This window comes from Bradyrhizobium sp. CSA112, from assembly GCF_029051645.1.
Classification (GTDB): Bacteria; Pseudomonadota; Alphaproteobacteria; order Rhizobiales; family Xanthobacteraceae; genus Bradyrhizobium.
Genome location: NZ_JAACFS010000005.1, coordinates 318,623 through 340,269 on the forward strand (window position 1 = coordinate 318,623; position 21,647 = coordinate 340,269).

A 21,647-nucleotide genomic window follows, 5' to 3' on the forward strand; every position below is an offset into this window, starting at 1 on the left:
CAAGGGGGCAAAACAGAAGGAATAGGCCATGACAACCCCCAAAACCCGGCCAACCATCGTTCTCGGCGAAAGCCATTCGTATCCGGTGCTGCCGCTCCGCGACATCGTCGTTTTTCCGCACATGATCGTGCCGCTGTTCGTCGGCCGCGAGAAATCGATCCGCGCCCTCGAAGAGGTGATGAAGAACGACGCGCTGATCCTGCTCGCGACGCAGAAGAACGCGTCCGACGATGATCCAAGCCCGGATTCGATTTACGAAGTGGGTACGCTCGCCAGCGTGCTGCAGCTCCTGAAGCTTCCCGACGGCACCGTGAAGGTGCTGGTCGAAGGGCTCGAGCGCGCGCGGGTGCAGAAGTATTCCGACCGCATCGAATATTACGAAGCGAACGCCATTGCGCTCGCCGACACCGACGCCAATTCGGTTGAAGCCGAAGCCTTGGCGCGCTCGGTCGTGTCCGACTTCGAAAGCTATGTGAAGCTGAACAAGAAGATCTCCGCCGAAGTCGTCGGCGTGGTTCAGGCGATCACTGACTTCGCCAAGCTGAGCGATCAGGTCGCCCAGCATCTGGCCGTCAAGATCGCCGATCGCCAGGGCATCCTGGAGACGTTGTCCGTCACGCAGCGCCTGGAGAAGGTGCTGGGGTTGATGGAGAGCGAGATCTCGGTGCTGCAGGTCGAGAAGCGCATCCGCTCGCGCGTCAAGCGCCAGATGGAGAAGACCCAGCGCGAATATTACCTGAACGAGCAGATGAAGGCGATCCAGAAGGAGCTCGGCGACGACGAAGGTCGCGACGAGCTGGCCGATCTGGAAGAGAAGATTGCCAAGACCAAGCTTTCCAAGGAAGCGCGGGAGAAGGCGCAGCACGAACTCAAGAAGCTGCGCCAGATGTCACCGATGTCCGCGGAAGCAACCGTCGTGCGCAACTATCTCGACTGGCTGCTGTCGATCCCGTGGAACAAGAAGTCCAAGGTCAAGAAGGACCTCGAGGCGGCGCAGGCCGTGCTGGACTCCGACCATTACGGGCTCGAGAAGGTCAAGGACCGCATCGTCGAGTATCTTGCGGTGCAGTCGCGCGCCAACAAGCTGACCGGACCGATCCTGTGCCTGGTCGGGCCTCCCGGCGTCGGCAAGACCTCGCTCGGCAAGTCGATCGCGAGGGCCACGGGCCGTGAGTTCGTGCGCGTGTCGCTCGGTGGCGTGCGGGATGAAGCCGAAATCCGTGGTCACCGCCGCACCTATATCGGCTCGATGCCCGGCAAGATCATCCAGTCGATGCGCAAGGCCAAGACCTCGAATCCGCTGTTCCTGCTGGACGAGATCGACAAGATGGGTGCCGATTTCCGCGGCGATCCGTCGTCGGCGCTGCTCGAGGTGCTCGACCCCGAGCAGAACTCGACCTTCAACGACCACTATCTGGAGGTCGATTACGACCTGTCGAACGTCATGTTCATCACGACCGCGAATACGCTCAATATTCCCGGCCCCCTGATGGACCGCATGGAGATCATCCGGATCGCGGGCTATACCGAGAACGAGAAGGTCGAGATCGCGCGCAAGCACCTGATCCCGAACGCCATCTCCAAGCATGGCCTCGATTCCAAGGAATGGTCGATCGACGACGATGCCTTGCTTCTGATGATCCGCCGCTACACCCGCGAAGCGGGCGTGCGTAACCTGGAGCGTGAGCTCTCCACACTCGCCCGCAAGGCGGTGAAGGAGCTGATGATCTCCAAGAAGAAGTCGGTCAAGGTCACCGAGAAGACCCTGGAAGACTTCCTCGGCGTGCCGAAGTACCGCTTCGGCGAGATCGAGAGCGAGCCGCAGGTCGGTATCGTCACCGGGCTTGCCTGGACCGATGTCGGCGGCGAGCTGCTGACCATCGAAGGCGTCATGATGCCCGGCAAGGGCAAGATGACCGTCACGGGCAATCTGCGCGACGTGATGAAGGAGTCGATCTCGGCGGCGGCGTCTTACGTCCGCTCGCGGGCGATCAACTACGGCGTCGAGCCGCCGCTGTTCGACCGGCGCGACATCCACGTCCACGTGCCGGAGGGAGCAACCCCGAAGGACGGACCGTCGGCGGGCGTGGCGATGGCAACCGCGATCATCTCGGTCATGACCGGCATTCCGGTCCGGCACGATGTCGCGATGACCGGCGAGATCACGCTGCGCGGCCGCGTGCTGCCGATCGGCGGTCTGAAGGAGAAGCTGCTGGCTGCCGCGCGTGGCGGCATCAAGACGGTGCTGATCCCGGAGGACAACGCCAAGGATCTCACGGAGATTTCCGATGCGATCAAGGGCGGCATGGACATCGTCCCCGTTGCGCGGCTCGATGACGTCGTCGGCAAGGCGCTCGTCCGCGCACCGGTGCCGATCGTCTGGGAAGAGGACACCAAGGTGCCGGTCAAGCCGGATGCTTCGGACGAAGCAGCCGGCGGCCTGACGGCTCACTGATCCCGATCAGTTACTACTGATCCGATCAGTCACCACTGATTGATCCAGTTTGGAAATGATAAAACGGCGCCTTCGGGCGCCGTTTTTGTTGTGTGGATCGGATTCGAGCAAGCGGAGTTGAAGGGGATGGAAATCGACGGGCAATGCCATTGCGGCGGGGCGGCCTATCGGGCCGACATTGATCCGAAGGTATCGATCTATCACTGCACCGATTGTCAGAACCTGACAGGCTCGCCGTACCGGGGACACCGTGCTCTGTTCCGCCGACCAGCGCCCTGCAAAACCCCGCGATATGGCACCCTTGCGCCAAAGGGGGTCGCAGGGCTAAACAGGCGGCTCAAGGGCGGCTAGCTCAGCTGGTTAGAGCATCTCGTTTACACCGAGAGGGTCGGGAGTTCGAATCTCTCGCCGCCTACCAGCCTTCGCGCTGACGCGCTACGGCTCGGCAAGCCAGCACAAGTGCGTGAGCGCGAAGGCTGTCGCGCCGAAGCTCGAAGAGCGAAGGCGGACCGACAGAAAGCCTGCGCACACATGGATGCCCCCACAGGCCACGAACAAAACGCCGACCAGGTCGCCTACTGGAACGGGCCCGCCGGACAGCGCTGGGCCGCGCGGCAGGCGGCGCAGGATGTCCTGCTCAAACCGGTCGCGGACCTTGTCGTCGATCGGGCCAGCTTGAAGCCGGGCGAGCGTGTCATCGATATCGGTTGCGGCAGCGGCGCTACGGCGATCGCGTTCGCGCGAGAGGTCGCGCTGTCGGGCCACGTGCTCGGCGTCGACGTATCCGGCCCGATGCTGGAGCGCGCGCGGCAGGCTGCGCCGAAGGACCTGCCGATCGATTTCATTCTGGCCGACGCGACCGTCTATCCGTTTGAGCCGGCGAGTTTCGATGTGCTGGCCTCGCGGTTCGGCGTGATGTTTTTCGCCGATCCTGCGCTGTCGTTTGCCAACATGCGGAAAGCGCTGCGGCCCTCGGGCCGGCTGGCATTCGCCTGCTGGCGCGAGCCGCGCGAAAATCCGTTCTTCATGACGCCGCTGCAGGCCGCCTACAAGCATGTGCCGAAACTGCCGCAGCTTGGGCCGGAAGACCCCGGCCCCTTCGCATTTGCCTCGGAGGCGCGCGTCCGCCGCATCCTCGGCGAGGCCGGCTTTGCAAGCGTCGAGATGGAAGCGTGTCCCCTTCTGCTCGACGCCGCGATCGGCCGCGGGCTCGATGGCGCCGTGCAGGGCGCGCTGGAAATTGGGCCGGTGAGCCGCGCGCTGGAGGGGCAGCCGGAAGAACTCCGGAACGCTGCCGCGGCTTCCATTCGCGAAGCACTCACGCCGTTCGCCAAAGGTGATGCGGTGCTGCTGCCGGCGTCGGTCTGGATCGTGACGGCGCGGGCGTCGTGATCAAGCGGGCGCGCCGTTGCGCCATGCCGTCATTGCGAGTCCTGGCGGTTGATCCATTTCAGACCTTGAACGCCGGATCGCCACCTTCACGCCCCCAAATCGCCTAACGACTCAACGACGCTTGTTGCAACAGGCTGGCGGCGATGCGCATGGGTGCAGCAATGATGCGCTTTTCCGATCTGTATCTTACTCCGGCCCGGACTGGGCTGATTATGGTCACGCTGCTTTCGCTTGGCGCGATCGTCGTTGGAGCCATCACTGTGTCCGAACACAGTGCGGTCCGTAGGCACACCGCCCCTGAGAACGGTGGCCGAGTCATCCTGGATATTGGCGTCGCAGACCTGAGAGGGTCGCTGCCGTAACTTGTTGGACGGGCAACACGCGTCCGCCCCTACGCCCGTTCTTCCCAGATCATCGCCAGATGCACGATGGTCTCTGCTGCCTTTTCCATATCCTGGCAGCTGACCCATTCCAGCCGGGAATGAAAGGCGTGTTCGCCGGCGAAGATGTTGGGGCAGGGCAGGCCCATGAACGACAGCCGCGAGCCGTCGGTTCCGCCGCGGATCGAGCTTCGCACCGGCGCCAGGCTTGCGCGCTTGATCGCCTCGATAGCGTAATCGACGATCTCGGGATGGCGGTCGATCACCTGCTTCATGTTGCGGTATTGCGGCTTGACCTCCATCCGGTAGGTCGAGTGCGGGTAATCCTTCATCACGCCTTTGACGATGTCTTCGAGCAGGGTTTCCTTTTCCAAAAGGCCCGCGTCGGTGAAATCACGCACAATGAAGCCGATGGTGGCTTTCTCCAGCTCGCCCTTGATGCCGACTGGATGCAAAAAGCCTTCCTTGCCCTCGGTGGTCTCCGGCGAGCAGGTGTCCTTGGGCAGGCGGTCGATGATAGCGGCGGCGATCTTGATCGCATGCTCCATCTTGCCTTTGGCAAAGCCCGGATGGGTCGAGACGCCCTCGATGGTGATTGTGGCGCCATCGGCTGAAAAGGTTTCGTCCTCGATATTGCCTGCGGATTCGCCGTCCATCGTATAGGCGAAGTCGGCGCCGAGTTTTTTCAGGTCGACCTTGTCGACGCCGCGGCCGATCTCCTCGTCGGGCGTGAACAGGATCTTGATCGTGCCGTGCTTGATATCAGGATTTTGAATCAGGAACCGCGCCGCATCCATGATCTCGGCAAGGCCGGCCTTGTTGTCGGCCCCGAGCAGCGTGGTGCCGTCGGTCGTGATGATGTCGTGGCCGATCTGGTCGGCGAGCGCGGGATGGTCGGCCGCGCGGATCACCTGGGTGGGATCCGCCGGCAGCACGATGTCGCCGCCCTGATAATTCCTGGCGATCTGCGGCTTGACGTTGGCGCCGCTACAATCAGGGGAAGTGTCCATGTGCGAGCAGAAGCAGATTACCGGCACCTTTTTATGGGTATTGGCCGGGATGGTGGCATAGACGTAGCCGTGCTCGTCGAGATGGGCGTCGCCAAGTCCCATTGCCTGCAACTCGGCGGCGAGCAGGCGGCCCAAATTCTTCTGCTTCGCGGTGGAAGGGCAGGTCGGAGAGGCCGGATCGGACTGGGTGTCGATCACGACATAGCGCAGGAAGCGCTCGGTGACATCGTGGGTGAAGGCTATGGGCGAGGCCAGCATGACGATCCGCAAAAAGTTGAGCCGGAAGCGCTCTATAACAGAAAAGCGCCATTCCGGGTCCCCGCCTGAATGGCGCTTCTGGTGCAATCAGGAGGACGCGCGTCGGTCAGAGCATGATCCGGAAAAGTGGGTACCGGTTTTCCCTCGGGACAAACGCGAAGCGTTTGCCCCGAGATCATGCGCAAACAAAAAGATGACCGACGAGCGTGATTCAACGCAGTTGAACAGGCTCTAGACGGCTTCCTTGAGTTCCTTGGCTGCGCGGAAGGCGACCTTCTTGCTGGCCTTGATCTGGATCGGCTCGCCGGTGGCGGGGTTCCGCCCCGTGCGGGCGGCGCGCTTGCGGACCTGGAGGATGCCGAGCCCAACGATACGGATCCGCTCGCCCTTCTTCAGGTGTTTTGTGATCTTGCCGACCATGTCGGTCAGGATCGCCTCTGCGGCCTTCTTCGACAAGTCGTGCTCCTCGGCGAGAGCCGCTGCCAGATGCTTGAGTGTGATGGTAGCTGGAGCCGCTGCTTTCTTCGCCATAACTGGCTCTCCTCGTTGGTTGAATGGCTTGACGAGCGTTTATGAATACCGGTCTGCGCCGGGAAAGCGCGTTGTGTGGTGACTTGAAACCCGAAGAGCGGTACAGCCAGAGCGGCGAGGGCTTCAAGAAACCCAGACATATCGGGCCTTAAACGATTCGGGTGATCGCTCCTACGCTGTTTTACCTGAAAACAGGCCGTTATTTGCATCGGAATCGCAGAAACGCCCGTTTCGCGCGGGGATTCGCAACGTCCTTGACTAAGCGGGAGCGGGCCTTTATGCCCTCGGTTCGGCGCGGATCAGGATCTGATTACGGCATCCGCGGGAGTAGCTCAGTTGGTTAGAGCGCCGCCCTGTCACGGCGGAGGCCGCGGGTTCGAGTCCCGTCTCTCGCGCCATTTATCAATGGCTTGATGCTGATCTTTCGAGACCGCTGCAAACAAAAAGGCCGCCCCAAGGGCGGCCGTTTTTATTTCCATGCAGCCGGTTTTGCTTAACGGACCGTCGAGGTGCTCGAACTGGTGATGACAACCGGCTTGCCCGCCTTCACGACCTGGGCGGTCTGGCTGTAATCCGTACCGGTCCGAGCCGAGATGCCGAAAGCCGCAACAGCGATGCCAGCCACGAGAGCGACAACCACTATCTTTAAGTGGGTGCTACGATCCGCCGAGTGAAATGAGTGGTTCATGTAATGCCTCCCGGACGCCTTTGACGTCCCGTGTTGGCTAGAGACGTACGCCCAGTCTGTTTCAGGATCGTTTCGCGGTTTCGGCAAAATGGTTTCATTCGGCCGGTTTTTGGCCGATTTTTCGCCAAGACATCCGTGATGTAGATCACATACAGACCCGAGGCCGACACCGATGCGGCCCACGCGTAAGCCCAGCGGGGTCAAAACAGTAACAAGAACAAAGGGGAGGGCCGTCGGCGAGCCGGTCGGCTCAGCTCGCCCGCTGAATATCGGCGCGGATCGACCGCGCCGCCCAGATGAACAGGAGAGCTCCGACCGTTGTCGTGAGCGCCGCCGACAGCAGCGAGTACCGCACGGCCTGGGCGCCAAAATCGTTCTTCAGCGCATCGTTGAGCATGCCGACCGCAAGCGGGCCGACGCCCTGGCCGAATCCGGCCGCCGTCAACAGCATGATTGCGGATGCCAGCGCCCGCATGCTCGGCTTGGCGACGGTCTGCGCGATCGCAAAGATCGGACCGAGATGAAAGCCGACCAGGAACGAGGTTGCCGCCAGCGTCGCTACCATTGTGGTGAAGTCCTGGGTCAGCATGCACAACGCAAACACCGGACCGGCGAGGCCCGACGTGACCGCGGGCGCCCACAATTTCCAGCGATCGTCGCGGCGGCCGATCTGGGCCACCACGAACCCGCCGAGCAGCGTGCCGGCGATGCCGCACAGCCCCTTGAAGGTGCCGGCATAGGTGCCGATTTCGGCGCTGGAGAGATGATGCACCCGCGCCAGGAACGGCGGAATCCAGGCCGAGGTCGCGTAATTGGTGTAGGTCGTCAGGCAAAAGCCTGCCAGCAGGATGACGAATGTCCGCTGCGAGGCGAGGAAACCAAGCGTCGGCCCGATCGGCTCCGGCGTGAACGTCTCCGCCATCGCGCCGCGCTTCGGTTCGGAGATCGTCAGCCACAGCACGGCGGCGAGCGCGATGCCGGGCAGGCCGGCGACATAGAACGCCATCCGCCAGCCGTAGTACTGATTGACATAGCCGCCGATGAAATAGCCGAGGAATACGCCTAGATAGGTGCCGATGGCGTAGATGCCGAGCGCGCGCGGGCGTTCGTTCTTGTTGAACAAGTCGGCAATGATCGACTGCGAGGCCGGCGTGCCGCCGGATTCGCCGATGCCGACGCCGATACGCGCCAGCGCCAGCGTCGCCACGCTTTGCGCCGTGCCGCAGAAAACCGTCATCGCGCTCCAGAACCCCAGCGCAACGGCTACGATGTTGCGGCGGTTGAAGCGGTCGGCAATGCGCGCGATCGGGATGCCGAGCAGCGAATAGAACAGCACGAAGCCGAAGCCCGCGAGCAGACCCATCGTGGTGTCGCTGAGCGCAAACTCTTTTTGATCGGCTCGATCAGGACGTTGAAAATCGTGCGGTCGAGGAAGTTCAGCGCATAGATGACGGTTAACAGGGCCAGCACGTAATATCGCCGGATCGAGGGCTTTGCGGCGGCTTTCGTTTGCAAGACTGCCTGTGGCGCGAGATCGACCATGGTTTCCCCCTAAGCGGATTTCTTCCGTTTCGTTTGCGCCTCACGCCTCGCGAATGAAATTCCCCGCCTCGAATTCGACCGGCGGCGCGTTCGAATCGAAGGAAACGCCGATCGGATCGCGGCCGGCGGCTATCGTTTCGAGTTGATCGCTCAGCATCCGCCGGATCATCAGGATGCCGCGGTCGCTCTGGCCGAAATGCTCTTCCGAATGCAGCGTCACCGGGCCCTGGCCGGTCTGCGCCTCGTAATCGCCGGGGAATTGCTGGTGCTCCCGTTCGGTCATGTCCCACCAGAACTTGCCGTTGAATTTGGAGCGCATCCGCCCGATGTCGCCCGAATTCTTCACGCGTCCCGCGACATAGATGCGGAACGACGTGTCGTCGATCGGCAGCGTCCAGCCGATCGATTCGACCCTGGCGAACTGCGCGACGCGGGGATTGGGCACGACGCGCAGCGTGGGGAGGGCAGCTTCCGTCACCCGATAAAACACCTTGCCGTCGTCCTGATGGCGGATCGAGCGCACGGTGACGCCGCGCGAAGAGGTCTCGAACTTCACCTCCGGCATCGAGGCCATCATGTTGGTGAATTGCGGCCCTGAGAACGAGCCGTGCAGCACCGGGACATGGTAGGGGTCGACCACGTTTTCAAAATGCTGCAGCCAGTTGCAGGGAATAACCGCCGGGCCGCCGCCTCCGATGGAGGAATCGTCCGCCTCGACGAACTCGCCATCGTCCATCTTTTCCAGACATTCGTAGCGCGGCAGCACAGGCTTCTTCTCGGCCGGTCCGAGATAGGCGAAGATCAGGCCGTAGCGCTCCTGCAGGGGATACCAGGGCTGCCGCACCTTGTCCTTGAACAGGCCGCCCTCGGGCTCGCAGGGCTGTTCGAGGCAATGGCCCTCGGTGTCGAACTTCCAGCCGTGATAGCAGCAGCGGATGCCGTCCTCCTCGACCTTGCCGTAATAGAGCGTGGTGCCGCGGTGGCAGCAGCGCGCGTGCAACAGCCCGGCGCGGCCGTGCCTATCGCGAAACAGCACCAGATCCTCGCCGAGCACGCGTACTTTTCTGGGGATATCGGTCGCGTCGCTGGCGAGGCCGACCGGGTGCCAATAGCGCCGCAACAGCTCGCCCATCGGCGTGCCGCGGCCGACCAATGTCAGCTCGGTCCGGGTCGTGGACGGCTTCATGGCGTAGCCGGTCCCGAGATCGCGATCCCGCTGCGTGATGGTCATTCCGTTTCCTCCCGCCACGGCTTTTGACGCCGCGGTCGTTTTGACATGCTTGAGGGAAGTGAAATGCAAATCGATGACAATGTCAACGATTGCGATATCATATCGGTCGATTGCTTTGTTCGATGGCCCTGTTCGATTGCCCTGTTCGATTGCCTTGTTCGATTGCCTTGGCCGATGAGCTTGGCATCGGCTCGCTTTATTGGCAGAGGTTTGGGATGAGCCAGAAACCCCGAAAGCAGACCACGCCTGCGCCCGCTGCGGGGAATGACGAGGCATTGGCGCCGATTACCGCGATGATGTCGTCGCGGCTGATGGTGCTGGCCAATCTGCTCAAGCGCGGCGCGATCCTGCGCTATAAGCGGCTGGCGGGGTTGTCGTCGGTGGAGTTCGGCCTGGTGGCCTCGCTGGGGCGGCGGCCGCCGATGAGCGTTATCAGGCTGGCGGAAGCGGTCGGCATGGACAAGGGGCAGATCAGCCGGGCGCTGGCGGAACTGGTCTCGCGCAAGCTGGTGGCCAAGGAGGTCAATCCGCGGGACAACCGGGAGACGCTGGTTTGCCTGACCAAGGCCGGGCTGGCGGCGCATGACACCATTGTGGCGGGCGCGCAGGAACGAAACCGGCGGCTCTTGGAACAGCTCAGCAAGGACGAGCACAAGGTGCTGCTCGACCAGATTGGCCGCCTGACCGACACGGCCGCCCAAATGCTCGCGGACGAAAAGGATTTGAATTGAAATTCGGGCACCTTGCGGCCCGGCGCGCGTTGGTCGGGCGAGGCAGGAACGCAACACTTTTTGGTGTTCTGCCGACGCGTCACGGGCGGACCGAGCCCTTGAGACGGCTTGTCTTGCGCCCCCTGTTGCGCTGCGCTAAGGCAAGAATAATTCCAATCAACGAATCTGCGGTCGAAATCCGCAGGAAAAGGCACCGCCGATGTCCGGCATCCTGCAAGATTACCTGCCACTTGTCGTGTTTATCGGGGTGGCGAGCCTTATCGGTCTGGCGCTCCTGATCGCCCCGTTCCTGGTCGCGTTCCAGCAGCCGGACCCCGAAAAGCTGTCCGCCTATGAATGCGGATTCAACGCTTTTGACGATGCCCGAATGAAGTTCGACGTCCGCTTCTATCTGGTCGCGATCCTCTTCATCATTTTCGACCTCGAAGTGGCGTTCCTGTTCCCGTGGGCGGTTGCGTTCGGCAAGCTCGGCGCCACCGGCTTCTGGTCGATGATGGTGTTCCTCGCCGTCCTCACGGTCGGCTTTGCTTATGAGTGGAAGAAAGGCGCGCTCGAATGGGATTGAGCCAGACCGCTATAGGCTCTTCGCCTGACATCGCGCAGGCGCCGAAGGGCATTCTCGACCCCTCGACCGGCAAGCCGGTCGGGGCCAAGGATCCGTTCTTCCTCGAGGTCAACCACGAACTGTCAGACAAGGGCTTCTTCGTCGCCGCCGCAGACGACCTGATCACCTGGGCGCGGACGGGCTCCCTGATGTGGATGACGTTCGGTCTCGCCTGCTGTGCGGTCGAGATGATGCAGGTGTCGATGCCGCGTTACGACGTCGAGCGTTTCGGTTTTGCGCCGCGCGCCTCGCCGCGACAGTCCGACGTCATGATCGTGGCGGGCACGCTGACCAACAAGATGGCGCCGGCGCTGCGCAAGGTCTACGATCAGATGCCCGAGCCGCGCTACGTGATCTCGATGGGCTCATGCGCCAATGGCGGTGGCTACTATCACTACTCCTATTCGGTCGTACGCGGCTGCGACCGCATCGTGCCGATCGACATCTACGTGCCCGGATGTCCGCCGACGGCGGAGGCGCTGCTCTACGGCATATTGCTGCTGCAGAAGAAGATCCGGCGCATCGGGACCATCGAACGCTAAGGTTTAGGTAATGGACGACGGCAAGCTCGACGCCCTTGGGCAGACGATTGTTAGCGCGCTTGGCGGCGCGGCCAGCGCCCATGCGGTCGCGTTCAACCAGCTCACCGTCACGGTCGATGCGGCGAAGATCGTCGAGGTCATGAAGTACCTGCGCGACGATCCGGCGCTACGCTTCGTCAACGTCACCGACGTGACTGCGGTCGATTATCCCGGCCGCGAGAAGCGTTTCGACGTGGTCTATCATCTGCTGTCGCCGACGCTGAACGGGCGCATCCGCGTCCGCGCCGAAGCCGACGAGACCACGCAGGTGCCGTCGATCATCGGCGTGTTTCCCGGCGCCGACTGGTTCGAGCGCGAGACCTACGACCTCTACGGCGTGATCTTCACCGGCCACCCCGACATGCGGCGGCTGCTGACCGATTACGGTTTCGACGGCCATCCGCTGCGCAAGGATTTCCCGCTCACCGGCTTCGTCGAGGTCCGCTACGACGACCAGGAGAAGCGGGTGCTCTATGAGCCGGTGCGCCTCAACCAGGAATTCCGCAAATTCGATTTCCTCTCGCCATGGGAAGGCGCGGACTATCCGCTGCCGGGCGATGAGAAGGCTGAGCCGAAGGCCTGACCATGAACGAACAACCGCAAAACCTTCGCAACTTCACGATCAACTTTGGCCCGCAGCATCCGGCCGCGCACGGTGTTTTGCGCCTGGTGCTGGAGCTCGACGGCGAAGTCGTCGAGCGCGTCGATCCGCATATCGGCCTGCTTCACCGTGGCACCGAGAAGCTGATTGAGGCGAAGACCTATCTGCAGGCGATCCCGTATTTCGATCGGCTCGATTACGTCGCGCCGATGAATCAGGAGCACGCGTTTTGTCTGGCGGCGGAAAAGCTGCTCGGCATCACGGTGCCGCGCCGTGGCCAGTTGATCCGCGTGCTCTATTGCGAGATCGGCCGCATCCTGTCGCATCTGCTCAACGTCACCACGCAGGCGATGGACGTTGGCGCCTTGACCCCGCCGCTGTGGGGCTTTGAAGAGCGCGAAAAGCTGATGGTGTTTTATGAGCGCGCCTCCGGCTCGCGCATGCACGCCGCCTATTTCCGCGTCGGCGGTGTGCATCAGGACCTGCCGCCGAAACTGATCGACGACATAGAGGCGTGGTGCGACCCGTTCCTGCAGGTGGTCGCCGACCTCGAAACGCTGCTGACCGGCAACCGCATCTTCAAGCAGCGCAACGTCGATATCGGCGTGGTGACGCTGCAGCAGGCCTGGGAGTGGGGCTTCTCCGGCGTCATGGTGCGCGGCTCGGGCGCGGCCTGGGACCTGCGCAAGGCCCAGCCGTATGAGTGTTATGCCGAAATGGATTTCGACATTCCGATCGGCAAGAACGGCGACTGCTACGACCGCTACTGCATCCGCATGGAAGAGATGCGCCAGTCGGTGCGCATCATGAAGCAGTGCATCGCGAAACTGCGCGCGCATGACGGGCAGGGCCCGGTCGTCGTCGAGGACAACAAGATCGCGCCGCCCCGGCGCGGCGAGATGAAGCGCTCGATGGAAGCGCTGATCCACCACTTCAAGCTTTATACCGAAGGCGTCCGCGTCCCGGCCGGCGAAGTCTACGCCGCGGTCGAGGCGCCGAAGGGCGAGTTCGGCGTCTATCTGGTCTCCGACGGCACCAACAAGCCCTACAAGTGCAAGATCCGCGCGCCGGGCTTTGCCCATCTGCAGGCGATGGATTTCATCTGCAGAGGCCACCTGCTCGCCGACGTCTCGGCGATCCTCGGCTCGCTCGACATCGTGTTCGGAGAGGTCGATCGGTGATGGTGCAGGCGCCCATCCAGTTTGACCGGGCTTCGGGCGCGCTCGTTGGCGCGAACGCGTGGGAGCGTTTGGCCGCGGTTGCGCTGACGCTGGGGTCGAAGGTGGCGTCGAACTTTTCGCACCGTGGCTACAATATGTGCGCGAACCTGTTGCGCACGACGCTGCCCGAGCGCGGCATCCAAGTTAAACTAAATCCCGACGCCGTCTTCGAGTTTCCCTATGGCGACGGCTACTGGAGCAAACTGCTCAATCGCACCTACAGCTACGAGGACGAGCTCGAGCTGCTGTTTCAGGACTCCGCCGACGTCGACTACACGCTGCTCGATTGCGGTGCCAATTACGGTTACTGGTCGGTGCTGGTGTCGAGCAAGCCGTTCGGATCGCACAAGGCGATCGCGATCGAGCCGTCGGGCCAGAATTTTCCAAAACTCGCCAACAATGCCAAAATCAACGGCAATCGTTTCGAGGCGATGAAATGCGCGATTGGCGCTGCGCGCGGCTCCGCGCGCCTGTCCGGCACCAAGCATGAGGCCTTCAGCATCGCCGGCGACCAGTCGGACGGCGAAGAGGTGCCCGTCATCGCGCTCGACAATCTGCTGGACGACGGCAAGATCACTCCCGGCGGCAAATATCTGATCAAGCTCGACGTCGAAGGCGTCGAGATCGAGGCCATGAAGGGCGGCGCGCGGCTGATGCTGGGCGACAGCGTGCTCTTATGCGAGGAGCATGGCAACGATCCTGAGCATACCGTGTCGCGCTACATCCTCGATCAGACCCCGCTGAAGCTGATCGTCTACGATCCGCGCAGCCACCGCCTTGAAACCGTGACCGATCTCTCGATCCTGGATCGGATCAAGGTTTCAACCCATGTCGGCTACAACGTGTTCGGCACCGCAAGCGCATTCTGGCTCGCCCGGATCGATGCGCTCAATGCGAAAGCCGCGCGCCGCGTGCAATGAGAGACTGAACGATGTCCGTCCGCCGCCTTGCCCCGAAGGAATTGCAGCCCGCGAGCTTCACGTTCACGGATGAGAATCTCGCCTGGGCCAAGGCGCAGATCGCAAAGTATCCGGCGGGCCGCCAGGCGTCGGCCGTGATCGCGATCCTGTGGCGCGCGCAGGAGCAGCACGAGGGATGGGTTTCGGAAGCCGCGATCCGCGTGGTCGCCGACCTCCTGGAGATGCCCTACATTCGCGTTCTGGAAGTGGCGACCTTCTACACAATGTTCCAGCTCCAGCCGGTGGGCAAGAAGGCCCATGTGCAGGTGTGCGGCACCACGCCGTGCCGGCTGCGCGGCGCCGAGGACATCATCAAGGTGTGCCAGAGCCGCATCCATCACGATCCGTTCCATCTGTCAAAGGACGGCAATTTCAGTTGGGAAGAGGTCGAGTGCCTTGGCGCCTGCGTGAATGCGCCGATGGTGCAGATCTGGAAGGACACCTACGAGGACCTGACCAAGGAAAGTTTCGGCAAGGTGCTGGACGGCTTTGCGTCAGGCAATCCGCCGAAGCCGGGTCCGCAGGTCGACCGTCAGTTCTCGGCGCCGGCGGGCGGGCCGACGACGCTGAAGGAATCCACATGACGCGTGACGGCACATGGCTCGTGGACGGGCCGGGAAGGGACGGCGCGATGAAGAACTGGCGCTATATCGGCATGCATGCCGTCGCGGCGGCTGCGTTCATATTTTTGCTGCAGCGTTACGGGCTGAACGCAACGCTCGAATCCAGCCTGTTGTGGGCGCTGACCTTCGGCGGATGTGCCGCAGGCCTCGCCTACGCGCAGTCCAATCGTTGATCCGCTAGGAAGCTTCAAGTCATGCTCGACGACAAGGATCGCATCTTCAAGAACCTCTACGGCCTCCATGATTGGGGCCTGGAAGGTGCGCGCCGCCGCGGCGCGTGGGACGGCACCAAAGCGATCATCGACAAAGGCCGCGACTGGATCATCAACGAGATGAAGGCCTCGGGTCTGCGCGGCCGCGGCGGGGCCGGATTCCCGACCGGCCTGAAATGGTCGTTTATGCCGAAGGAATCGACCGACGGCCGGCCGAGCTATCTCGTCGTCAATGCCGACGAATCCGAGCCCGGCACCTGCAAGGACCGCGAGATCATGCGGCACGATCCGCACCTGCTCGTGGAGGGCTGCCTGCTCGCGAGCTTCGCGATGGGCGCGCATGCCTGCTACATCTATGTGCGCGGCGAGTTCATCCGCGAGCGCGAGCGGCTGCAGGCCGCGATCGATCAGGCCTATGACGCGAAGCTGGTCGGCAAGGACAATATCAACGGCTGGCCGTTCGACATCTATGTCGCGCACGGCGCCGGCGCCTATATCTGCGGCGAAGAGACTGCGCTGCTGGAGAGCCTCGAAGGCAAGAAGGGCCAGCCGCGGCTGAAGCCGCCATTCCCGGCCAATGTCGGCCTCTATGGCTGCCCGACCACTGTCAACAATGTCGAATCCATCGCGGTTGCGCCCGACATCCTGCGGCGCGGGGCGGCGTGGTTTGCCGCCATTGGCCGGCCGAACAATGTCGGCACAAAACTGTTCTGCGTCTCCGGCCATGTCGAGCGGCCCTGCAACGTCGAAGAGGCGATGGGCATTCCGTTCCGCGAACTGATCGAGCGCCATTGCGGTGGCATTCGCGGCGGCTGGGACAATCTGAAGGCCGTGATCCCCGGCGGCTCGTCGGTGCGCATGGTGCCGGCCGAGCAGATTATCGACACGCCGATGGATTTCGACAGCCTCAGCAAGCTGCGTTCCGGCCTCGGTACTGCCGCCGTGATCGTGATGGACAAGTCGACCGACCTGATCCGGGCGATCGCGCGCATTTCCTATTTCTACAAGCATGAGAGCTGCGGCCAGTGCACGCCATGCCGTGAAGGCACGGGCTGGATGTGGCGCGTCCTGACGCGCATGGCGGAAGGCCGCGCCCACAAGCGCGAAATCGACATGCTGCTGGAAGTGACCAAGCAGGTCGAAGGCCACACCATCTGCGCGCTCGGCGACGCCGCAGCCTGGCCGATCCAGGGCCTGATCGCGCATTTCCGCCATGAGATCGAGGCGCGTATCGACCAGTATTCGCACAAGGCCGACATCGACGACATCGGCGTGCGCGATCCCGTGAACATGGCGGCGGCGGAGTAGGGATGACGATGTCGCAACCGAGCGTTTTCTGGTGGCAGAGATATGGAACGCTGGCGCAGATGGCGCAGGCGGCCGTGGCGCTGCTCGGCTTTGTTGCGATCCTGTTCCAGATCAACGAAATCCGCACCAACAACCGCGCCACGAGCGCGCGGCAGGCGTTTCTGGGCTACACCGATCTGGCGTTCAAGAATCCCAAGTACGCGCAGCCGGACTACGAGAAGATCAAGGCCGCCGGCGGCGATGAGCAGGTTCAGTACGAGAGTTTTGTCACGTATTTCCTCTACGCCTGCGAGGAGGCGATCGGCGCGTTCGCGGGAAAGCGCGAGTGGCTGGCGTCCTGCGATTACGACCTGAAGCCGCATCTGCCGTTCCTGTGCGAGAAGAACGCGGCGCAGCCGGCCTATCTCGCCACCTATGGCGCCGAGACCCAGCAATGGATCAAGACGGCGCTGAAGACCGCCAGCGTTACACCGCCAGACTGCAAGCTGGGAAAGACTTGAGACAGCAATGACCAAACTCATCATCGACGGCAAAGAGATCGATGTGCCTGCGGAGTACACGCTGCTGCAGGCGTGCGAAGCCGCCGGCGCCGAAATTCCGCGCTTCTGCTACCACGAGCGGCTGTCGATCGCCGGCAATTGCCGGATGTGCCTCGTCGAGATCAAGGGCGGCCCGAAGCCGGTCGCAAGCTGCGCCTGGGGTGTGCGCGACTGCCGGCCCGGTCCAAAGGGCGAGCCGCCGGAAATTTCCACGCGTTCGCCGATGGTCAGGAAGGCGCGCGAAGGCGTGATGGAATTCCTGCTGATCAACCATCCCTTGGATTGCCCGATCTGCGACCAGGGCGGCGAGTGCGATCTGCAGGACCAGGCGATGGGCTACGGTGTCGACACCTCGCGCTATGCCGAGAACAAGCGCGCGGTCGAGGACAAGTATCTGGGCGCGCTGGTCAAGACCTCGATGAACCGCTGCATCCAGTGCACGCGCTGCGTCCGCTTCTCCGCCGAAGTCGCCGGCGTCCCGGAAATGGGCGCGACCGGCCGTGGCGAAGATATGGAGATCACGACCTATCTGGAGCAGGCGCTGACCTCGGAGCTGCAGGGCAACCTCGTCGATATCTGCCCCGTCGGCGCGCTGACCTCAAAGCCTTACGCGTTCGCCGCGCGCCCGTGGGAGCTCGGCAAGACGCAGTCAGTCGACGTCATGGATGGCGTCGGCTCCGCAATCCGCGTCGATACCCGCGGCCGCGAGGTGATGCGAATCCTGCCGCGCATCAACGAGGCCGTGAACGAGGAATGGATTTCCGACAAGACCCGTCACATCGTGGACGGCTTGCGAACGCAGCGGCTCGACCGGCCCTATATCCGGGAGAACGGCAAGCTTCGCGCCGCGTCGTGGATGGAAGCTTTTGCGGCGATATCGGCCAAGGTCAGGATGAGCGACGGCAAGCGGATCGGGGCCATCGCCGGCGATCTCGCCGCAGTCGAGGAGATGTTCGCGTTTAAGGACCTCTTGGGCAAATATGGCTCCACCAATCTGGCGGTGCAGGGCGGCGACGCCTTTGACCCCAGGGCCGGGCGCGCGACCTGGATCTTCAACCCGACCATTGCCGGGATCGAGCAGGCCGACGCGCTGCTGATCATCGGTTCCAATCCGCGCAAGGAAGCCGCCGTCCTCAACGCGCGCATCCGCAAGCGCTGGCGGACGGGCCAGCTCAAGGTCGGCGTGATCGGCGCCAAGGCCGATCTCACCTATGATTATGATTATCTCGGTGCGGGCACGGACACGCTCAGCGAACTCGCTGGTGGCAAGCATTCCTTCACCGAGGTGCTGAAGGCCGCCAAGAACCCGATCGTGCTGGTCGGCGCCGGCGCGCTGGCGTCGCGGCACGACGGCGCGGCGGTGCTGGCGCTGGCGGCCAAGATCGCGGCAGGCGCAGGCGCGCTCAAGGACGGCTGGAACGGCTTTGCTGTGTTGCAGGATACCGCCTCGCGCGCGGGCGCGCTCGACATCGGCTTTGCGGCTGATAAGGGCGGCCTCAGCCTGGCGCAGATGACGACCTTCGGTACGCTCGACGTGCTATTCCTGCTCGGGGCGGATGAAGTAAAAGTGCCGGACGGCACGTTCGTGGTCTATATTGGCACCCATGGCGACCGCGGCGCGCACCGCGCCGACGTCATCCTGCCCGGCGCGGCCTATACCGAAAAATCCGGCCTCTACGTCAACACCGAGGGCAGGGCGCAGATCGCCAGCCGCGCGGCGTTTCCGCCCGGCGAGGCGCGCGAGGACTGGGCGATTGTCCGGGCGTTGTCGGATGTGCTCGGCAAGAAGCTGCCCTATGATTCCCTCGGGGCGTTGCGCCAGGCCCTGTTCAAGGCTGTGCCGCACCTGATGCGGATCGACCAGATCGAGCCCGGCAAGGCCGAGCAGGTCAAGGCGCTGGCGGGTAAGAAGGGCGGCAAGGTCGACAAGAGCCCGCTGAAATCGTCCGTCGAGGACTTCTATTTGACCAATCCGATCGCGCGGGCCTCGGCGGTGATGGCGGAATGTTCCCGGCTGGCGGCCGGGCGAATGCTGACGGCAGCGGAGTAAGCGTGACCTGATGGCTGATTTCTTCGCAAGCTCGTTCTGGACCGGGTTTCTCTGGCCGCTGATCGTCATGGTCGCGCAGAGCCTGCTGCTGCTCGTCGTGCTCCTGGTCGCGATCGCCTACATCCTGCTCGCCGATCGCAAGATCTGGGCCGCGGTGCAGATCCGCCGCGGCCCCAACGTGGTCGGCCCCTGGGGCCTGCTGCAATCCTTCGCGGACCTTTTGAAGTTCGTGCTGAAGGAGCCGATCATTCCGTCCGGCTCCAACAAGGGCGTGTTCCTGCTGGCGCCGCTGGTGTCCTGCGTGCTGGCGCTGGCCGCCTGGGCCGTGATTCCGATGGATGCCGGCTGGGTGATCTCGAACATCAATGTCGGCGTGCTCTACATTTTCGCGATCTCGTCGCTGTCGATCTACGGCATCATCATGGCCGGCTGGTCGTCAAACTCGAAATACCCGTTCCTGGCGGCGCTTCGCTCGGCGGCGCAGATGGTATCCTACGAAGTCTCGATCGGCTTCGTCATCATCACCGTGCTTTTGTGTGCCGGCTCGCTCAACCTCTCGGCCGTGGTGGAAGCGCAGAATGCCCGTGGCTTCGCCAGCCTGATCGGGCTGCCGCAGCTCACCATCCTGAACTGGTACGTGTGGCCGCTGTTCCCGATGTTCGTGGTGTTCTACGTCTCGGCGCTGGCCGAGACCAACCGTCCGCCGTTCGATCTGGTGGAAGCGGAGTCCGAACTGGTCGCGGGCTTCATGGTCGAATACGGCTCGACGCCGTATTTGCTGTTCATGCTCGGCGAATATGTTGCGATCACCACGATGTGCGCGCTGGCAACGATCATGTTCCTCGGCGGCTGGCTGCCGCCGGTGGCGCTGCCGCCGTTCACCTGGATCCCGGGTGTGGTGTGGTTCGCGCTGAAGCTGTTCTTCATGTTCTTCATGTTCGCGATGGCGAAGGCGATCGTGCCGCGCTACCGCTACGATCAACTGATGCGGCTCGGCTGGAAGGTGTTTTTGCCGTTGTCGCTGGCGATGGTGGTGATTGTGGCCGGGGTGCTGCAATTTGCCGGCATCGCACCGAAGTGAGGCCGTCATGAGTATCAACGTCAACGCAACCGCCCGCGCGCTTCTGCTGAGCGAATTCGTATCGGCGTTCTTTCTCGCCATGCGCTATTTCTTCAAGCCGAAGCCGACGATCAACTATCCGTTCGAGAAGAACCCGATCTCGCCGCGGTTCCGCGGCGAGCACGCTTTGAGGCGTTACCCGAACGGCGAAGAGCGCTGCATCGCCTGCAAGCTGTGCGAGGCCATTTGCCCGGCGCAGGCGATCACGATCGAGGCCGGCCCGCGCCGCAACGACGGCACCCGCCGCACCGTGCGCTACGACATCGACATGGTGAAATGCATCTATTGCGGCCTGTGCCAGGAAGCTTGCCCGGTCGATGCCATCGTCGAGGGACCGAATTTCGAATTCGCGACCGAGACCCGCGAGGAACTCTACTATGACAAGGCGAAGCTGCTCGCCAATGGCGACCGCTGGGAGCGCGAGATTGCGAAAGCAATCGAACTCGACGCGCCGTACCGGTGAGGTGATGAACGTGGCTATTAGGATTCATGCATTTGCCGCGCAAGCGGTGGGCCCTCTCCCCCCTTGCGGGGGAGAGTGGGAGAGAGGGGTAAGCCCCGGGGTCGGTGCGCGTGGCTTACCCCTCTCCCTAACCCTCCCCCGCAAGGGGGGAGGGAACACATTTGCGTCCGCGGTTAGCTTCTCGCTCCATGGCGGGAGGTTCGCATGATCCTTCCCGCACTGTTCTTCTATCTCTTCGCCGGCGTCTGCGTGGCGTCGGCGGTCATGGTGATTGTCTCGCGCAATCCCGTGCACTCTGTGCTGTACCTGATCCTGGCCTTCGTCAACGCATCCGGCCTGTTCGTGCTGATGGGCGCCGAATTCCTCGGCATGATGCTGATCGTGGTCTATGTCGGCGCGGTCGCGGTGCTGTTCCTGTTCGTGATCATGATGCTCGACGTCGACTTCACCGAGCTGCGCGAGGGTTTTCTGGAATATCTGCCGATTGGCCTCGTGATCGGCGGCATCTTCCTTGCCGAGCTGCTGCTGGTCGCGGGCGGATGGGTCATGAAGCCCGATACCGCCAAGCAGATCACGGCGGCGATCCCGACCAATGTCAGCAACACCGAGGCGCTCGGGCTGGTGCTCTATACCAAGTACATCCACTACTTCCAGATCGCCGGCATGGTGCTTCTGGTCGCGATGATCGGCGCCATCGTGCTGACGCTGCGCCACAAGGCAAAGGTCAAGCGGCAGGATATCAACGTGCAGAACGCGCGGACGCCGGAACTCGCGATGGCCGTGCGCAAGGTGGCGTCAGGGCAGGGGCTGCAGGATTCGGATGCGGCGGAGTGGGTGAAATGACGATCGGTCTGGGCCACTATCTCGCGGTCGCCGCCACCCTGTTCACGATCGGGATCCTAGGCATCTTCCTGAACCGCAAGAACATCATCGTCATCCTGATGTCGATCGAGCTGATCCTGCTCGCCGTCAACATCAACCTGGTGGCGTTCTCGACCTTCCTCGGCGACATCGTCGGCCAGGTGTTTGCGCTGTTGGTGCTGACGGTTGCCGCCGCCGAGGCGGCGATCGGTCTCGCTGTGCTGGTGGTGTATTTCCGCAACCGCGGTTCGATCGCGGTTGAAGACGTCAATCTGATGAAGGGCTAAA

20 protein-coding genes, 2 tRNA genes and 3 pseudogenes are annotated in these 21,647 nt (G+C 62.9%); 20 read left to right on the forward strand and 5 right to left on the reverse strand.

Annotated features, from left to right (window positions below; translation table 11 throughout):
• The first annotated feature begins 28 nt into the window (after window positions 1-28).
• The 4 genes and pseudogenes from lon (at window position 29) to GWE18_RS13885 (ending at window position 3,847) form a co-directional block, all read left to right on the forward strand.
• Window positions 29-2,455 carry an endopeptidase La gene (lon, locus tag GWE18_RS13870; protein WP_275186279.1) on the forward strand — a complete coding sequence of 809 codons (2,427 nt, stop codon included), beginning with the start codon at window positions 29-31 and terminating at the stop codon, window positions 2,453-2,455.
• A gap of 126 nt (window positions 2,456-2,581) precedes the next feature.
• Window positions 2,582-2,698: pseudogene (locus GWE18_RS13875) on the forward strand (GFA family protein); the annotation flags it as partial.
• Window positions 2,699-2,796: 98 nt separating this feature from the next.
• A tRNA-Val gene (locus GWE18_RS13880) sits at window positions 2,797-2,873 on the forward strand.
• 113 nt (window positions 2,874-2,986) lie between these two features.
• Window positions 2,987-3,847, forward strand: coding sequence for a methyltransferase domain-containing protein (locus tag GWE18_RS13885; RefSeq protein WP_275186280.1), 861 nt, complete (start codon window positions 2,987-2,989; stop codon window positions 3,845-3,847).
• A 391-nt stretch (window positions 3,848-4,238) separates the two neighbouring features.
• Here GWE18_RS13885 and pepT read toward each other — a convergent pair whose 3' ends face one another.
• Entirely contained in the window at window positions 4,239-5,495 is a 1,257-nt protein-coding gene (gene pepT / locus GWE18_RS13890; protein WP_275186281.1) for a peptidase T, read from the reverse strand.
• 231 nt (window positions 5,496-5,726) lie between these two features.
• A pseudogene (locus tag GWE18_RS13895) lies at window positions 5,727-6,029 on the reverse strand (HU family DNA-binding protein); the annotation flags it as partial.
• Between the two features lie 318 nt (window positions 6,030-6,347).
• On the opposite strand from GWE18_RS13895, the gene GWE18_RS13900 reads away from it, so the two are divergent.
• A tRNA-Asp gene (locus tag GWE18_RS13900) sits at window positions 6,348-6,424 on the forward strand.
• A gap of 95 nt (window positions 6,425-6,519) precedes the next feature.
• On the opposite strand, the gene GWE18_RS13905 is transcribed toward GWE18_RS13900, so the two are convergent.
• The 3 genes and pseudogenes from GWE18_RS13905 to GWE18_RS13915 form a co-directional block, all read right to left on the reverse strand.
• Window positions 6,520-6,714: a hypothetical protein gene (locus tag GWE18_RS13905; RefSeq protein WP_275186282.1), complete on the reverse strand. Its 195-nt coding sequence runs from the start codon at window positions 6,712-6,714 to the stop codon at window positions 6,520-6,522.
• 250 nt (window positions 6,715-6,964) lie between these two features.
• Window positions 6,965-8,256, reverse strand: a pseudogene (locus tag GWE18_RS13910) (MFS transporter).
• 40 nt (window positions 8,257-8,296) lie between these two features.
• Entirely contained in the window at window positions 8,297-9,487 is a 1,191-nt protein-coding gene (locus GWE18_RS13915) for an aromatic ring-hydroxylating dioxygenase subunit alpha (protein ID WP_275186284.1), read from the reverse strand.
• Between the two features lie 215 nt (window positions 9,488-9,702).
• On the opposite strand from GWE18_RS13915, the gene GWE18_RS13920 reads away from it, so the two are divergent.
• The 15 genes from GWE18_RS13920 to nuoK all read left to right on the forward strand — a co-directional run bounded on the left by GWE18_RS13920 (window position 9,703) and on the right by nuoK (window position 21,646).
• Entirely contained in the window at window positions 9,703-10,218 is a 516-nt protein-coding gene (locus GWE18_RS13920) for a MarR family transcriptional regulator (RefSeq protein WP_275186285.1), read from the forward strand.
• A 199-nt stretch (window positions 10,219-10,417) separates the two neighbouring features.
• A complete protein-coding gene (locus GWE18_RS13925; RefSeq protein WP_057840496.1) occupies window positions 10,418-10,783 on the forward strand; it encodes an NADH-quinone oxidoreductase subunit A in 366 nt (121 codons plus the stop codon).
• Window positions 10,774-11,364: an NADH-quinone oxidoreductase subunit B gene (locus GWE18_RS13930; RefSeq protein WP_275186286.1), complete on the forward strand. Its 591-nt coding sequence runs from the start codon at window positions 10,774-10,776 to the stop codon at window positions 11,362-11,364. Before GWE18_RS13925 ends, GWE18_RS13930 begins: the two co-directional genes overlap by 10 nt.
• 10 nt (window positions 11,365-11,374) lie before the next feature.
• Window positions 11,375-11,986, forward strand: coding sequence for an NADH-quinone oxidoreductase subunit C (locus GWE18_RS13935; protein WP_275186287.1), 612 nt, complete (start codon window positions 11,375-11,377; stop codon window positions 11,984-11,986).
• A gap of 2 nt (window positions 11,987-11,988) precedes the next feature.
• Window positions 11,989-13,185, forward strand: coding sequence for an NADH-quinone oxidoreductase subunit D (locus tag GWE18_RS13940; RefSeq protein WP_275186288.1), 1,197 nt, complete (start codon window positions 11,989-11,991; stop codon window positions 13,183-13,185).
• Window positions 13,185-14,144, forward strand: a complete 960-nt coding sequence (locus GWE18_RS13945; RefSeq protein ID WP_275186289.1) for an FkbM family methyltransferase — start codon at window positions 13,185-13,187, stop codon at window positions 14,142-14,144. The genes GWE18_RS13940 and GWE18_RS13945 overlap by 1 nt, the downstream gene beginning before the upstream one ends.
• An 11-nt stretch (window positions 14,145-14,155) precedes the next feature.
• A complete protein-coding gene (nuoE, locus tag GWE18_RS13950; RefSeq protein WP_275186290.1) occupies window positions 14,156-14,767 on the forward strand; it encodes an NADH-quinone oxidoreductase subunit NuoE in 612 nt (203 codons plus the stop codon).
• Complete coding sequence (locus GWE18_RS13955; protein ID WP_275186291.1) at window positions 14,764-14,979, forward strand: hypothetical protein; 216 nt, start codon at window positions 14,764-14,766, stop codon at window positions 14,977-14,979. The genes nuoE and GWE18_RS13955 overlap by 4 nt, the downstream gene beginning before the upstream one ends.
• A gap of 21 nt (window positions 14,980-15,000) precedes the next feature.
• On the forward strand, window positions 15,001-16,326 hold the full coding sequence (nuoF, locus tag GWE18_RS13960) for an NADH-quinone oxidoreductase subunit NuoF (RefSeq protein WP_057849470.1): 1,326 nt from the start codon (window positions 15,001-15,003) through the stop codon (window positions 16,324-16,326).
• A gap of 2 nt (window positions 16,327-16,328) precedes the next feature.
• Window positions 16,329-16,826, forward strand: coding sequence for a hypothetical protein (locus GWE18_RS13965; protein ID WP_275186292.1), 498 nt, complete (start codon window positions 16,329-16,331; stop codon window positions 16,824-16,826).
• Window positions 16,827-16,833: 7 nt separating this feature from the next.
• On the forward strand, window positions 16,834-18,915 hold the full coding sequence (gene nuoG, locus GWE18_RS13970; protein WP_275186293.1) for an NADH-quinone oxidoreductase subunit NuoG: 2,082 nt from the start codon (window positions 16,834-16,836) through the stop codon (window positions 18,913-18,915).
• 10 nt (window positions 18,916-18,925) lie between these two features.
• Window positions 18,926-19,996 carry an NADH-quinone oxidoreductase subunit NuoH gene (gene nuoH / locus GWE18_RS13975; RefSeq protein WP_275186294.1) on the forward strand — a complete coding sequence of 357 codons (1,071 nt, stop codon included), beginning with the start codon at window positions 18,926-18,928 and terminating at the stop codon, window positions 19,994-19,996.
• Between the two features lie 13 nt (window positions 19,997-20,009).
• Complete coding sequence (gene nuoI / locus GWE18_RS13980; protein WP_275186347.1) at window positions 20,010-20,498, forward strand: NADH-quinone oxidoreductase subunit NuoI; 489 nt, start codon at window positions 20,010-20,012, stop codon at window positions 20,496-20,498.
• A gap of 204 nt (window positions 20,499-20,702) precedes the next feature.
• Window positions 20,703-21,341: an NADH-quinone oxidoreductase subunit J gene (locus tag GWE18_RS13985; protein ID WP_275186295.1), complete on the forward strand. Its 639-nt coding sequence runs from the start codon at window positions 20,703-20,705 to the stop codon at window positions 21,339-21,341.
• Window positions 21,338-21,646 carry an NADH-quinone oxidoreductase subunit NuoK gene (nuoK, locus tag GWE18_RS13990; RefSeq protein ID WP_028345789.1) on the forward strand — a complete coding sequence of 103 codons (309 nt, stop codon included), beginning with the start codon at window positions 21,338-21,340 and terminating at the stop codon, window positions 21,644-21,646. Before GWE18_RS13985 ends, nuoK begins: the two co-directional genes overlap by 4 nt.
• The last annotated feature ends 1 nt before the right edge of the window (window position 21,647 follow it).